Here is a 13540-nt window from a genome sequence, read left to right as displayed (position 1 = left end):
TCGACCCCGACCTCGCCCCTATCTCGTCAGCGCCCGTTCCTCGAGCAGCTCGCGCACCCGCTCGATCGGCAGTCCTCGCACGCTCTGCCGGTGCCCGGCCATGTCCTCCCCCGCGACCAGAACGTTGAGCACCGCCTCCTCCGTCGCCTCGACCACCGCCGTGTAGAACGGATCCATCCGCCCCCAGGGCACGGCGCGCACCTCGTCCAGCACGACCTCCTCGCCCTCCGCCGGGAAGCGGCTGGCGAGCGCACCCGGATTCGCCGTCGAGAAGGCGAGGAAGATGTCGCCCGAGAAATGCGATCCCGCGGTCCCCGTGCGCGCGAGGCCGAGAGAGACTCTCCGCGCCAGCGCCGTGCATTGTCCGGGCAGCAGCGGCGCATCCGTCGCCACGACCACGATCACGCTGCCGGCGCCCTGCGGCGGCGTCGCCGATCCCGCCGCGGACGATGCGACGTCGCCCGATTCCGCGGCCACCTCGTTCTTGAGCACCGAACCCACCGGCTCCCCGCGCACCGTCAGCTCCGACATCTCGCCGAAGTTCGCCTGCAGGAAGACGCCGACCGTGTACTCGGCATCTCCCAGCACGACCCGGCGCGAGGCCGTCCCGGATCCACCCTTGAATCCGTAGCAGATCATGCCGGTGCCTCCGCCGACGGCTCCCTCGTCGACGACCCCTGACCGGGCGGCGTCCAGCGCCGCGACGGCGTGCCGGGGCCGCACATGCAGACCGTTGATGTCGTTCAGGCGTCCGTCCCAGGTCTCCGCCACGACCGGCAGGAGCCATTGATCCGCCGCGCCCGGAACCGTGTCGAGCATCCAGCGGATGGCGCCCTCATGCGCGGCTCCGACGGAGTGCGTATTGGTGATGAGAACCGGGGTGCCGAGGCTCCCCGACTCCGCGATCCACACGGATCCGGTCATCTCGCCGTTGCCGTTCAGCGAGTGCACTCCGGCTGCGACAGGAGTTCCGGCGCCGGCGCGGCCGCGCGGCAGGATCGCCGTGACGCCGGTGCGGACGACGACGGCCTCGCCGCCCTCGATGAGAGCCTCGCCGTCCTCGATGAGAGTGGTGTACCCGACTTCGACGCCCGGCACGTCGGTGATCGCATTGTGCGCACCAGGGATCCCCCCGCGCACCAGCCCGAGATCCCGCGCGCGTGCCCGGCTCATCCGCGCACCTCGTCCTCGAGCTCCTCGTCCGCGGGCAGCGGCAGCGTCCAGCGATCCGGCTTCCCGCGCAGGTAGAGCGCGTAGTAGAGCATGCCGAGGGCGAAGATCCCGACGGCGACCGCGACCGGGATCCAGTCGGCGATCAGGCTCATCACCAGGATCACGAGGGTTGCGAGCGTCATCAGGATCGGCGCGACCGGCCACATCGGCATCCGGTACTCGGCGGCGTCGGTCGTGTGGTTGATCCGGCCGACGAACGCGGCGAGACCGACCAAGGCGTAGAGGATCACAATCCCGGCGCTGGTGGCGACGAGCAGGACGTTGAATGGGACCAGCCACAGGCAGAGCGCGGCGATCACGCCGACGATGATCGTCGCGATGACCGGGGTGCGCAGCGTCGGATGGATCCGGCCCAGCGGGCGGTTGATCGCGTCGGGCCAGGAGCGGTCGCGTGCCGAGGAGAACAGGGTGCGGCCGAACTGCAGGATGATCGCGAGCACCGCGTTGATCACGGCGACGGCGATCCCGACGCTGACCAGGGTGTTGACGACCGGCCCCGCACGCTCGGTGAGGAACTGCGTCATCGGCGAGGGAGAAGCGACGAGGGCCGCGAGGTCCTTCGAGCCCAGCAGCACGGCGATCGTGGGGACGATCTCCGCGACCACGGCGATGAGCAGCGACCACAGGATCGCGCGACCGATCGTGGAGCGGGCGTTCTTGGTCTCCTCCGCGTAGTACACCGCGGCGCCGTAGCCGTTGAAGGCGAACAGGGCGGTCGCCGTGTAGGAGACCACGAGGCCGGCGGAGGCGCTCACGAGCACGCCTCCCGGCCCGCTCGTGGCCACCGTCCACAGCGTGGAGATCGGCTGACTCACGTGCAGGAAGCCCACCACTGTGAGCACCACCAGCGCGCCGATCTCCAGGATCAGGAAGACGCCGGTGACCCACGCATTGGTCCTGATCCCGAGGCAGGCGATCACGGTGGTCACCAGGATCACCACGATCCCGACCCACCCGCCCCCGAGAGCCTCCGAGAGCACCCCGAGGTACTGGCCCGCCCCCGAAGCGATCACGCCGATGATGAGCACGCCGCTGACCAGGTTCAGCAGGAACAGCCCGAAGCCCCAGGGCTTGCCGAGCGTGCGCGCCACGAACGCGTACTCGCCGCCGGTGATCGGGAAGGCGCTGGACAGCTCGGCATAGCAGAGCGCGACGAAGACGCCGACGAGAGCGCCGATCAGGAAGGCGAGGGCCGACGCCCCGCCGATGCCGTTGATGATCGCAGGCACGATGATGAACACGCTCGACGCGGGCGTCACCGCCGAGAGCGTGATCAGGATGTTCTCCTTGAAGGTCAGCCCCCGGGAGAGCTGCTGTTCGTACTTCCCCGCGTCGGGCACGACCCCTGGAGCCTTCGCCCCCAGCGCGCCGGCCGCCTCGCCGAGCTCTTCCTGCAATCCGTCGCTCATCGTCGAGCCCTTCCTCGAATGGGTTATTTGATTGCCCAGTCAAAAGTAGGATTCCTGTTAAGTCAACGGTTGGCCGCGAACTTTTGACTCACGAATCAAACTCGTAACATTCGGAGAGGATCTCGATCGGATCCGCGGGACGACTCCCCACCCTGAGAGGATGGGCGCATGGCTAGCGCGAAGAAGACGCCGGAGCGTCGCGACCAGCTGATCCTGGCGACGCTCGATGCGATCCGCGACCGCGGGATCGCGAACCTGCGCGTCCAGGACGTCGCCGAACGGGCCGGGGTGTCGACCGGCACCGTGCACTACCACTTCAACGACCTCGATCAGCTCATCGACGATGTCTACACGTGGGCGTGCGAGCGGTTCTACACGACGCGCCTGCAGGCCCTCGCCGACATCCCGGATGCGCGGGAGCAGCTCGTCGCGATGATCGACGCGGGCATCCCGAAGAGCGAGGACGACGCGCTCGTCATCGCCATGCACGACATCGACCTGTTCCGCAGAGGCAGCGCCACGATGGGTCCATTGCTGCAGGCGCTTTACGACCGACAGGTCGCGCTGTACTTCGCCGCATTGCAGCTCGGCGTCGCGCAAGGGCACTTCCGACTCGCCGGCCCCATCATCGACCTCGCGCAGAACTTCGTCTCCCTCGAGGACGCCTACGAGCTGCACATCATCAGCGGCAACCGCTCGGCGAGCCCCCGTCGCGCGCGCGAGCTCGTCCTCGGCTACGCCCGCATCGTGACCGGCTGCTCCGAGCTGTCCCTGTGACCCTGAACGGCGGGGCTCACCCTCCGACGAGAACGCACCGGGCGGCCGCCGCGAGGATCGCGCGCTCGTGCACGGATCCGGCGACGGAGTTGTGCGCGGTGGAGTTCAGCAACCCGAACACCGCGTGCATCATCACCTGGCGGTCGGCCTTCTCGAGCTCGGGCCGGATGCGCCCGACGACCTCGGCCCACAGGTCGAGGTACTGGCGCTGCAGCTTGCGCACCTGACGGTTCGCGGCCTTCGGCAGCGTGCCGAGCTCGCGGTCCTGCACCCGGATCACATCCCGGTGCGCCAGGGCGAACGTGAGGTGGAAGTCGATCAGGTCATCCAGCAGTGCCCGATCGGACGAGTGCAGTGCGCCGGCGATCTCGGATCCGCCGCGCAGCAGGAACTCGCTGGTGCCGAGCAGGATCTCCTCGAGCATCGCCTCCTTGCTCGGGAAATGCCGGTACAGAGCGGGCCCGCTGACCCCGACCGCGGTGCCGAGCTCGCCGATCGAGACCGCGTGGAACCCGCGGTCGGCGAAGAGCCGGGCGGCGGCGTCGAGGAACAGCTGCCTCGTCCGTGCCTTCCCCTGCGCCCTCGCGGTGGTCATCCCGTAAGGATAGCGATCCTGGACAGTCGAGTGAACGCGCGCTAACATTTGTTTCAGTTACCGATCGTTCACTGAGGAGCTGATCAGCGTGTCCGAGGCGATCCCGTCCGAACTCCCCGAGGAGTACCGCGAGCTGTCCGCGACCGTCCGCGATTTCGCCGAGCAGGTGGTCGCTCCCGTCTCCGCCCAGCACGACCGGGAGCACAGTTTCCCCTACGAAGTGGTCGCCGGCATGGCCGGGCTGGGCCTGTTCGGCCTGCCGTTCCCCGAGGAGTACGGCGGCATGGGCGGCGACTACTTCGCGCTCTGCCTGGCGCTGGAGGAACTCGCCAAGGTCGATCAGAGCGTCGCCATCACCCTCGAGGCCGGCGTCTCGCTCGGCGCCATGCCGATCTTCCGCTTCGGCACCGAGGAGCAGAGACAGCGCTGGCTGCCCTCGCTCGCCGCCGGCACGACTCTCGGGGGCTTCGGCCTCACCGAGCCGGACGCGGGCAGCGACGCCGGCCGCACCCGCACCACCGCGCGCCTCGACACCGCTGGTTCAGGCGCAGACGAATGGGTGATCAACGGCTCGAAGCAGTTCATCACCAACTCCGGCACCGACATCACCGCGTTCGTGACCGTCACGGCCGTGACCGGCGAGACCGAGCGGGGCAAGGAGATCTCGACGATCATCGTGCCCTCGGGCACGCCGGGCTTCACCGTCGCGCCGCCGTACGACAAGGTCGGCTGGAACGCCTCGGACACCCACGGACTGTCGTTCGACGACGTGCGCGTGCCCGCCGACAACCTGCTCGGCGAGCGCGGGCGCGGCTACGCGAACTTCCTGCGGATCCTGGATGAGGGACGCATCGCGATCGCGGCCCTCGCGGTCGGCGCCGCGCAGGGCTGCGTCGACGACGCCGTCCGTTATGCGAAGGAGCGTCAGGCCTTCGGCACGCACATCGGCGGGCATCAGGCCATCGCGTTCAAGATCGCCCGCATGGAGGCGCGCGCCCAGGTCGCCCGTCGCGCCTACTACCACGCGGCCGCGCTCATGCTCGCGGGCAAGCCGTTCAAGCAGGAGGCGGCGATCGCCAAGCTCACCGCGAGCGATGCGGCGATGGACAATGCTCGTGACGCCACCCAGGTGTTCGGCGGCAACGGCTTCATGAACGAGTACCGCGTGGCCCGGCACTACCGCGACTCGAAGATCCTCGAGGTCGGCGAAGGCACCACCGAGGTGCAGCTCATGCTGATCGCCCGCAGCCTCGGACTCTGAGAACTTTCGTTTCGAAGCGCGCAGATGGCTGCATCCGGAGGTAGATCCAGCCATTTGCGCGCTTCGAATTGACAGGCGTCGGGCGGATCGGCCCGACAACCGACGAGATCTGCCCGAATTCGGGCAGATTCTTGTCATTCGGCGAGTCGGATCCGCATACTCGTGTCATGACCGACGATGACCTGATCCACCGGATCTCGGCGTCGACCGGTCTGCCGGTGAGCGTCGCCGCGCGGGTCGTCGACGACGTGCTCGCCTGGTACGACGAGCCGGTCGAGGCCTTCGTGCGGCGCCGCCACAGTGAACTGCAGCTCTACGGCACGCGCAACGCCGAGGCGTTCGCCCTCATCGCCGCGGAGCTGCGGGGGCGTCGCGTCGCGGCCCCGGACCTGTCCGAGCGGCAGCTGCGCCGCATCGTGTACGGCTGAGCACCGCCCGCCCAGCCCGCCCCGTTCATCCCCCACGGATCTCCATCCACCATCGACCTCTGAGGAGCCCACCATGTGCGGAATCGTCGGATACATCGGCCACCAGGCCGCCGCCCCCGTCCTCGTCGAAGGCCTCACCCGCCTCGAGTACCGCGGCTACGACTCGGCCGGCGTCGCCGTCCTCGGCAGCAAGGGCACCTCGGCGATCCGCCGCGTGGGCCGTGTGCGCGAGCTCGAGGCCGCCCTGCCGAAGCGGCTGACCGGCACGGTCGGGATCGGCCACACGCGCTGGGCGACGCACGGCCCCGCCATCGAGCAGAACGCGCACCCCCAACGCAGCCAGGACGGCCGGATCAGCGTCGTGCACAACGGGATCATCGACAACGCGGCCGCCCTCCGATCGCAGTTGGCCGAGGCAGGCGTCCCGCTCACGAGCGACACCGACACCGAGGTCATCGCGCACCTCATCGCGCAGTCGGAGGCGGCGACCCTCGAGGAGGCCGTGCTCTCCGCGCTCGGGCGGATCACCGGCACTTACGCCCTCGCGGTGCTCGATGAGCAGCACCCCGAGCGGATCGTCCTGGCGCGCAGCGGATCCCCCCTGATCATCGGCATCGGCGACAAGGAGATGCTCGTCGCCAGCGACGTGGCCGCGCTCGTGCGGCACACCGACCGGGTCGTGCACCTGAACGACGGCGAGCTGGCGACCGTGACCGCGACCGGCTTCCGCACCTTCGACCGCGGCAACACCCCGACCAGCTCGGAGCCCGTCGAGATCAGCGTCGCCGCGGAGGACCTCGAGCTCAGCGGCTACCAGCACTACATGCTCAAGGAGATCCACGAGCAGCCCGACGCCGCCGCGATGGTCCTGCGCGGCCGGCTGGACGAGCGGTTCGCCACTGCCCGCCTGGACGGACTCGGACTGGATCCGCGGGAGCTCCGCGGCTTCCGGCGGATCAAGATCCTCGGCTGCGGATCCGCCTACTACGTGGGCCAGCTCGGCGCGCAGCTCATCGAAGACCTGGCGCGCATCCCCGCGGACGCGGAAGCCGCATCCGAGTTCCGCTACCGCCAGCCCATCATCGAGTCGGACACGCTGTACGTCGCGGTGAGCCAGAGCGGCGAGACCGCCGACACCGCCTTCGCCGTCGAGGAGATCAAGCGCAAGGGCGGCCGCGTCATCGGCGTCGTCAACGTGGTCGGCTCGACGATCGCCCGCACGGTCGACGGCGGGATCTACCTGCACGCGGGGCCGGAGATCTCCGTCGCCTCCACCAAGGCGCTCACCAACATGGCCCTCTCGTTCGCCCTGCTGGCGCTGCACCTGGGCCGTCTGCACGACCTGTCGCACGCCGACGGACAGCGCATCCTGCGCGGTCTGCAGCGCATCCCCGAGCAGATCCGGGACATCCTCGAGAATGCGGATCCGATCGCGGACGTCGCCGAGGACATCGCGAAGGCCAAGAGCGCGTTCTACATCGGTCGCGTGCGCGGGTTCCCCGTGGCGAGGGAGGGCGCGCAGAAGCTCAAGGAGATCAGCTACATCCACGCGGAGGCCTACCAGACGAGCGAGCTCAAGCACGGTCCTCTCGCACTGATCGACCCCGACATGCCGACGGTCGCACTCATCCCCGAGGACGAGCTGACCGACCGCAACCTCGGAGCCGCGGAGCAGATCCTCGCGCGCAAGGGGCCACTCATCGCGATCACCCATGCCGGAGTCGATCTCGCGCACCTCGACGCCCGCACGATCGTCGTGCCCAAGAACGAGCCGGAGCTGGATCCGATCCTGCTGACCATCCCGACGCAGCTGCTCGCATACTTCGCTGCGGTCCGGCTCGGGCACGACGTCGACAAGCCCCGAAACCTGGCGAAGTCGGTGACCGTGGAGTGATCGCGGGACCGCCGCACGCGCCCGGCCTGCCCGGCAGAGAGACAATGGTTTCATGAGCAGCAGAGACGCCGTCATCGTCGCCGCCCGCCGCACGGCGGTCGGCATCGGCAAGCCCGAACGCGGCGTCTTCAGCGGCGTCCACCCGGTCGATCTCTCCACGCATCCCATCCGGGCCGTGCTGGCGGACACCGGTGTGGATCCCGCCCTCGTCGACGATGTGCTGTGGGGGTGCGTGTCGCAGGTGGGCGAGCAGTCGTTCAACGTGGGCCGCAACGCCGCTCTCGCCGCGGGGCTGCCCGAGCATGTGCCGGGGATGACCATCGACCGGCAGTGCGGCTCGTCGCAGCAGGCGATTCAGAGCGCCGCCGCGGCGATCATCGCGGGCTACGCGGACATCGTGGTGGCGGGCGGGGTCGAGGTCATGTCGCGCGTGCCGATGTTCTCCAGCGTCGCCGGCGCGGATCCCTACGGCCCGCTCATGCACGAGCGTTTCCCGGATCTGGGCAACCAGGGCGTCGGCGCCGAGCTCATCGCGCAGAAGTGGGGCCTGACCCGCACCGAGCTGGACGAGTTCGCGGTGCGCTCGCATCAGCGCGCCGCGTCCGCGACCGCTTCCGGCTTGTTCGCCGATGAGATCGTTCCCGTCCCCACCGCCGCAGGTGTCGTGACCACTGATCAGGGGATCCGGCCCGACTCGACCGTCGAACGCCTGGCGACCCTGCCGACGCCGTTCCTCTCCGGCGGTGTGGTGACGGCCGGCAGCGCCTCCCAGATCTCCGACGGCGCGGCCGCCGTGCTCATGATGACGAGCGCGCGGGCGGCGGAGCTCGGGCTCACCCCGATCGCGCGCGTGCACAGCGTCGCGGTCGTGGGCTCGGATCCGATCCTCATGCTCACAGGTCCCATCCCGGCCACGGCGAAGGTGCTGAAGCGCGCCGGCCTCGACATCGCCGACATCGGCGCCTTCGAGGTCAACGAGGCCTTCGCCCCGGTCGTGCTCGCCTGGCTCGCCGAGACCGGCGCGGATCCCGACCTCGTCAACCCGCGCGGAGGGGCGATCGCCCTGGGGCATCCGCTGGGCGGATCGGGCGCACGCCTGGCCACGACCCTGCTGCACCACATGCAGCAGAAGGGGATCCGCTACGGCCTGCAGACGATGTGCGAGGGCGGCGGCATGGCGAACGCGACGGTGTACGAACTGATCTGACGGCGCTCGGCTTCCACGATTCGGACACACGCCCGCCCGTCAGGGCTCGATCACGCTCGGGCCGTCGGGGGTCGCGCGGACCGTGATCTGGGCGGGGATCTGCTCCTTCATCGCCTCGACGTGACTGATGACGCCGACCGTGCGGCCACCTGCGCGCAGTTCGTCCAGAGTGCGCATCGCCACGTCGAGCGTCTCGCCGTCGAGGGATCCGAAGCCCTCGTCGATGAACAGGGTGTCGAGCTGGATGCCGCCGGCACGAGCGGTGACGACTTCGGCGAGGCCGAGCGCGAGCGCGAGCGAGCCGAGGAACGTCTCCCCGCCGGAGAGCGACTGCGCGGGCCGAGTCTGGCCGGTGAACGCATCGAACACGACGATCCCGAGACCGGAGGCGGCCCCGCGTGCGGCCCTGGCGTCGCTGTGCTGCAGCTGGTAGCGGCCCGATGACATGTCCGCGAGGCGCAGATTCGCCGCGGCGACGATCTCCTCGAGCTCGGCCGCGAGCACGAAGGTCTCGAGGTTCATCCGATAGGTGTTCGCCCCACGGCCGGCCACGGCATCGGCGAGCTGTTGCAGCACCTCGTGGTCCGCGGCGGCCGCCGCACCGCGGGAATGCTCGGCCGCCGCCGTCTCGAGGAGGGCTCGGAGTTGAGCGGCGATCGCGTCGGCCCGGCTGGCGGCGTCGACGGCGGCCGTCCACGCGATGCGCGCGGTGGATTCGGCGGATTCGTGGGGAGCGAGGTCGATCGGCTCGTCAGGGAGGGTGCGCAGTTCGAGATCGAGGAGGATCGCACGTTCCTTGGTGCGCTCCGCGGCATGTGCGGCGATCCGCTCCTCGAGCCCGACCTGATCGGCCGGGCTGCGCAGCGCGGCTCCGGCCGCGGTCGCATCGTCGAACGGCGACGCGGTCAGCGCCTCCTGCTGCTCTGCGAGCGCGGCAGCTGCGGACTCGGCGCGGGCCTCACTCTCGTCCAGCGCCGTGGCGAGCGCATTCGCGGCGGAGATCCGGACCGCCGCATCGTCGATCCGCGCGGCGACGCTGTCGAACGCACCACGCGCCTGGGCAACGGACTCCTGCGCCGTGGCGAGAACCTGCCGCGCGAGCACCACGCGCTCGCTCGCCTCGGCGTGACGGGCGGACAGATCGGCGATCGTCGCGTCGAGACGGACGCCCTTGCCCCGCAGCTCGGCGAGGCGCTGCTCCGCCTCCGCGGCCGCCGTCTGCGCGGCCGAAGCGGCGTCCTGCTCCGCGCGCGCAGCGACGAGTTCCGCCTCGGCGGTCTCGACCGTGCGCCCGTCGGCGCGTACGGCCGCGGCAGCCAGCTCGGCAGCCAGCGCAGCCAGTGCCTTCGTGGCCGCGCGCACGAGCTCGGTGGCGCGCTCCCGCGCGTCCGTGGCCTCGGCCACATCGTCCGCCGAGACCGGATCCGCATGCGCGGCCGGCGCCGGGTGCTCGGTGGATCCGCACACACTGCAGGCCTCGCCCGGAATCAGGGCCTCGGCGAGCTCACCGGCCATCCCCGCGTCGCGGCGGCGGCGCAGATCCGCAGCACGCGCGAAGGCGGCTGCAGCCTCCTGCTCGCGGTCGGCGACCGTCCGCTCGACCGCACTCCGCTCCTGGGTGCGTGCCGCAGCGTCCCTGGCGCCCTCGAGCCGCACCGCCGCCGATGCCACGGCGGTCTCGAGGTCCGCGGCACGATCGGCTCGTCGGCGCAGATCGTCGCGCTCCGCGGTCAGGGCATCGATCGCGGCAGGCAGAGCGGCGCGCTCCGATTCGTGGATCGCGCGGTCCGCTGCCGCGGCCGCCTGCTCGCTCAGGGCGGTCTTCACCGCCGCCTCATGGCCGGCGAGCTGCCCCTCGGTCGCGGCAGCCTGCTGCCAGGCGCCGCTGGCCCGGGTGAGGTCGGATGCCCACGTCCGCAGTGCTTCCGCGGAGGATCCGTCCGGCGCCTGATCATCGCCCGCGGCGATCCCTCGCCATGCCGCTGCGGCCTCGGCGGCCACCGAGGCCGCAGCGGTGGCGGCGCCCGCGGCGCGCTCCGCCGTGCTCAGCACATGCCGGAGGGCTTCAGCGGCCCTGGCATCGTCCAGGGTGCGCCGATCGGCGGCGATCCGGGGGGCTTCGGCGTCGAGCGCGGCGAGCGCGGCGCGCGCGCGATCCCGCTCCGTCTGCGCCTGGCGTTCCTCTCGCGCCGCGGCGAGCGCGGTGGTCGCGGTGCGATGCGCAGCCTCGGCCAGGTCGCGTTCCTGGCGGCGCTGCTCGGAGCGGTAGTCCGCCCGCGCTCCTGCCCGGTGCAGCGCGTCGAGACGTGCGTCGACCGAGGCGTCGGCGTCGGCCGGCACCGTCTCGGCACCGGCGCCGGCGCCGTGCAGGTCGTTCTCGGCGACGAGCTGCTCGGCCTGCTCGACGCGGGCCACCACGGTCGCGCGTCCCGCGCCCAGCGCCTGCTCCGACGCGCGGCGGCGCTCGTCGAAGCGGGCCTGGTAGTCCTCGAACCGGCCGGTGCCGAAGAGCCGGCGCAGCAGAGATTGGCGCTCCCTGCTGTCCGCGAGCAGGAATCGTGCGAAGCGCCCCTGCGCGAGCAGGATCACCTGCAGGAACTGCTGCAGGTTCAGCTGCAGGATCTCATCCAGCTCGTGCGCGACGTCGACCTCCCGCGCAGCCCGGCCGATCCAGTTCCCGCCGACGAGCTCGTCCAGCGCCACGGCGGACGCCTGCTTGGTCAGCCCGCCGCCGCGCTTCGCCGGGCGCTGATACTCGGGCGATCGCGTGACCCTGAATCGGCCGGCGACGGTGCTGAACTCGACGACCACCTCGGTCGGATCCGCGGGCTCGCAGTGGTCACTGCGCAGGCGCTTCTCGCCGCCCTCGTAGCGCGGCACGTTGCCGTAGAGCCCGAAGCACACGGCATCGAGGATGCTCGACTTGCCCGCGCCGGTGCGACCGCCGATGAGGAAGACGCCGTCGTCGGCGAATGCGTCGAAGTCGATCGTCTGCCGCCGCAGGAACGGGCCGAACCCCTCGATCTCGAGTCGATGCAGCTGCACTAGACGAGGGCTTCCGCCAGCGCGCGGTCGTCGAGCACTTCACGGATCAGCTCCTGCTCGCGTGCGGTCGCCCCCGCGCCGTCCCGCACATGCTCGAGGAAAGCGTCGATGCGCTCCTCGTCGGTCGCGGCGGTGCGCAGCCGCTCGCTGTAGGAACGCTCCTCGACCGCAGACGTGCGCGCGGGCTCGTGCTGCACGAGTGCGCAGAACGGGTACTTCTCGCGCAGGCGCCGCATCGGCTCGGTCTGCGGCAGATCATCGGTGTAGACCGCGCACACCCAGTCGTCGTGGTGCGCTGCGACGTTCTCGGCCGAGAGGATCTCGTCCAGGGGCCCGGTCAGGGTCACGAGCCGGCGCGGCACGGGCAGCTCCAGCCACTGCGCATCGACCGTGCCGTCGGCCGCCAGGTCGATGAGCCAGGATCCGCGGGGCTTGTGCTGCTCGCCGAAGCTGTAGTGCAGGGGCGCACCCGCGTAGCGCACGCGCTCGGTGAGCGCCTGACGCCCATGGATGTGCCCGAGCGCGACGTAGTCGGCGCCGTCGAACACGGACACCGGCACCATGTCGATGCCGCCCTGCCGGATCTCGCGCTCGAGACCGACCGTCGCGTCGACGCCGGCGGTGAAGCAGTGCGCGATCACGACGGCGCGCCCCGGATGCTCGGCCATCCCGGCCCGGACGAGCCCCATGGCGTGCGCAAGCGTCTGCGCCTGGGTGCGCAGCGGGCGCCCCTCGGCGTCGCCGGAGAACACGGCATGCTGCCGCACGATGGCGGGCTCGAGGTAGGGAATCCCGAAGAAATGGACCGGACCGTCGGCGTCTTCGATCGTGATCGGCTCGCCGATGCTGCGCGGATCCGTGACGACGTGGATCCCCTCGCGCAGCAGACGTGCCTGGAAGCCCAGCCGGGCCGCCGAGTCGTGGTTGCCGCTCGTGACGATCACGCGGGCACCCGTCGCGTGCAGCGCGACGAGGGTGTCGGTGAGCAGCGTGTAGGCGGGAGCGGCCGGGGCGGCGGAGTCGAACACGTCGCCGGCGACGACGACCACGTCGACGCCGTTCTCCTGCACCTGCACGACCAGGGCGGCGAGCACCTCGGCGAGCGCTTCCAGGGTGGAGTGCCCGTGGAAGGTCCGGCCGATGTGCCAGTCCGAGGTGTGCAGGATCTTCATGCCCTCAACGCTACGGACGGTGTCCGACATTGCCGTCGAGGCGTGCCGGAGAGGCGGCCGGAGCGCCACCCGGCGAACTGTCCTCGCTGCGTGTAACAGAACGTCACACTCGGCGCGCGCGACGATAAGGCTCAGCGCACGCGCAGCAGGCCGGCCCGCTCGGGGTGCGCGTCGAACCAGTCGGCGACGTACCAGCAGACCGCGTCGATACGCCGATCCCCTCGCGTCGCGATGTCGTCGACGGCGCCCGCCACGACCTTGGCGGCGTAGCCGGATCCGCGGAAAGACGGGATGGTGAAGGCCCTCGTCAGCGCCATCGTGCGTCCGTCGTCGTGATAGTCGAGCACACTCACCAGGACGCCGTCGCGCGTCAGCGTGTAGCGCGACGCATCGACTTCGCGAGTGAGTACGAATCGATCCGGGCCTGCAGAATTCACCACGATTTCACGCTACGCCCGAATTGTTCGACCGGGTCCGTTTTGACACGGGAGGTCACCGTCGGTAATAATCGGGCCCATG

11 protein-coding genes are annotated in these 13540 nt (G+C 70.5%); 5 read left to right on the top strand and 6 right to left on the bottom strand.

The genetic code is table 11. The features are described 5' to 3' along the window. Positions 1 to 18: 18 nt before the first annotated feature. Both AC1DCT_RS14230 and AC1DCT_RS14225 read right to left on the bottom strand, forming a co-directional pair. Positions 19 to 1173, bottom strand: coding sequence for a DmpA family aminopeptidase (locus tag AC1DCT_RS14230; protein WP_477429962.1), 1155 nt, complete (start codon positions 1171 to 1173; stop codon positions 19 to 21). Beyond that, entirely contained in the window at positions 1170 to 2642 is a 1473-nt protein-coding gene (locus tag AC1DCT_RS14225; RefSeq protein WP_477230410.1) for an APC family permease, read from the bottom strand. The genes AC1DCT_RS14230 and AC1DCT_RS14225 overlap by 4 nt, the downstream gene beginning before the upstream one ends. A gap of 168 nt (positions 2643 to 2810) precedes the next feature. Here AC1DCT_RS14225 and AC1DCT_RS14220 point away from each other — a divergent pair, with 168 nt between their 5' ends. Further along, positions 2811 to 3419 carry a TetR/AcrR family transcriptional regulator gene (locus AC1DCT_RS14220; protein ID WP_440734864.1) on the top strand — a complete coding sequence of 203 codons (609 nt, stop codon included), beginning with the start codon at positions 2811 to 2813 and terminating at the stop codon, positions 3417 to 3419. Positions 3420 to 3435: 16 nt separating this feature from the next. Here AC1DCT_RS14220 and AC1DCT_RS14215 read toward each other — a convergent pair whose 3' ends face one another. Beyond that, positions 3436 to 4014: a TetR/AcrR family transcriptional regulator gene (locus AC1DCT_RS14215; RefSeq protein ID WP_440734863.1), complete on the bottom strand. Its 579-nt coding sequence runs from the start codon at positions 4012 to 4014 to the stop codon at positions 3436 to 3438. 88 nt (positions 4015 to 4102) lie between these two features. On the opposite strand from AC1DCT_RS14215, the gene AC1DCT_RS14210 reads away from it, so the two are divergent. From AC1DCT_RS14210 to AC1DCT_RS14195, 4 genes are all read left to right on the top strand, one after another. Continuing rightward, a complete protein-coding gene (locus tag AC1DCT_RS14210) occupies positions 4103 to 5275 on the top strand; it encodes an acyl-CoA dehydrogenase family protein (RefSeq protein WP_477429960.1) in 1173 nt (390 codons plus the stop codon). A 167-nt stretch (positions 5276 to 5442) separates the two neighbouring features. After that, positions 5443 to 5703: a hypothetical protein gene (locus AC1DCT_RS14205; RefSeq protein ID WP_477429959.1), complete on the top strand. Its 261-nt coding sequence runs from the start codon at positions 5443 to 5445 to the stop codon at positions 5701 to 5703. A gap of 73 nt (positions 5704 to 5776) precedes the next feature. Next, positions 5777 to 7597 (top strand): glutamine--fructose-6-phosphate transaminase (isomerizing), encoded by a 1821-nt coding sequence (gene glmS / locus AC1DCT_RS14200; protein WP_477429957.1) that lies wholly within the window; start codon positions 5777 to 5779, stop codon positions 7595 to 7597. Positions 7598 to 7649: 52 nt separating this feature from the next. Continuing rightward, positions 7650 to 8804, top strand: a complete 1155-nt coding sequence (locus AC1DCT_RS14195; RefSeq protein ID WP_477429955.1) for a thiolase family protein — start codon at positions 7650 to 7652, stop codon at positions 8802 to 8804. A 39-nt stretch (positions 8805 to 8843) separates the two neighbouring features. Here AC1DCT_RS14195 and AC1DCT_RS14190 read toward each other — a convergent pair whose 3' ends face one another. From AC1DCT_RS14190 to AC1DCT_RS14180, 3 genes are all read right to left on the bottom strand, one after another. Then, positions 8844 to 11849: an AAA family ATPase gene (locus AC1DCT_RS14190; protein WP_477429954.1), complete on the bottom strand. Its 3006-nt coding sequence runs from the start codon at positions 11847 to 11849 to the stop codon at positions 8844 to 8846. Next, positions 11849 to 13021 carry an exonuclease SbcCD subunit D gene (locus tag AC1DCT_RS14185; protein ID WP_477429952.1) on the bottom strand — a complete coding sequence of 391 codons (1173 nt, stop codon included), beginning with the start codon at positions 13019 to 13021 and terminating at the stop codon, positions 11849 to 11851. The genes AC1DCT_RS14190 and AC1DCT_RS14185 overlap by 1 nt, the downstream gene beginning before the upstream one ends. A gap of 131 nt (positions 13022 to 13152) precedes the next feature. Continuing rightward, positions 13153 to 13461, bottom strand: a complete 309-nt coding sequence (locus tag AC1DCT_RS14180) for a GNAT family N-acetyltransferase (RefSeq protein ID WP_477429950.1) — start codon at positions 13459 to 13461, stop codon at positions 13153 to 13155. Positions 13462 to 13540: the final 79 nt, after the last annotated feature.

This window comes from Microbacterium sp. 10L49, from assembly GCF_056395125.1.
Note: the sequence above shows the minus strand (reverse complement) of the source record. Positions and strands in the feature narration are given on the sequence as shown.

What these genes read in the sequence shown, in the direction of transcription:
- AC1DCT_RS14230 (WP_477429962.1), bottom strand. Translation starts at nt 1,173, where the DNA reads ATGAGCCGGGCACGCGCGCGGGATCTCGGGCTGGTGCGCGGGGGGATC.
- AC1DCT_RS14225 (WP_477230410.1), bottom strand. Translation starts at nt 2,642, where the DNA reads ATGAGCGACGGATTGCAGGAAGAGCTCGGCGAGGCGGCCGGCGCGCTG.
- AC1DCT_RS14220 (WP_440734864.1), top strand. Translation starts at nt 2,811, where the DNA reads ATGGCTAGCGCGAAGAAGACGCCGGAGCGTCGCGACCAGCTGATCCTG.
- AC1DCT_RS14215 (WP_440734863.1), bottom strand. Translation starts at nt 4,014, where the DNA reads ATGACCACCGCGAGGGCGCAGGGGAAGGCACGGACGAGGCAGCTGTTC.
- AC1DCT_RS14205 (WP_477429959.1), top strand. Translation starts at nt 5,443, where the DNA reads ATGACCGACGATGACCTGATCCACCGGATCTCGGCGTCGACCGGTCTG.
- glmS (WP_477429957.1), top strand. Translation starts at nt 5,777, where the DNA reads ATGTGCGGAATCGTCGGATACATCGGCCACCAGGCCGCCGCCCCCGTC.
- AC1DCT_RS14195 (WP_477429955.1), top strand. Translation starts at nt 7,650, where the DNA reads ATGAGCAGCAGAGACGCCGTCATCGTCGCCGCCCGCCGCACGGCGGTC.
- AC1DCT_RS14185 (WP_477429952.1), bottom strand. Translation starts at nt 13,021, where the DNA reads ATGAAGATCCTGCACACCTCGGACTGGCACATCGGCCGGACCTTCCAC.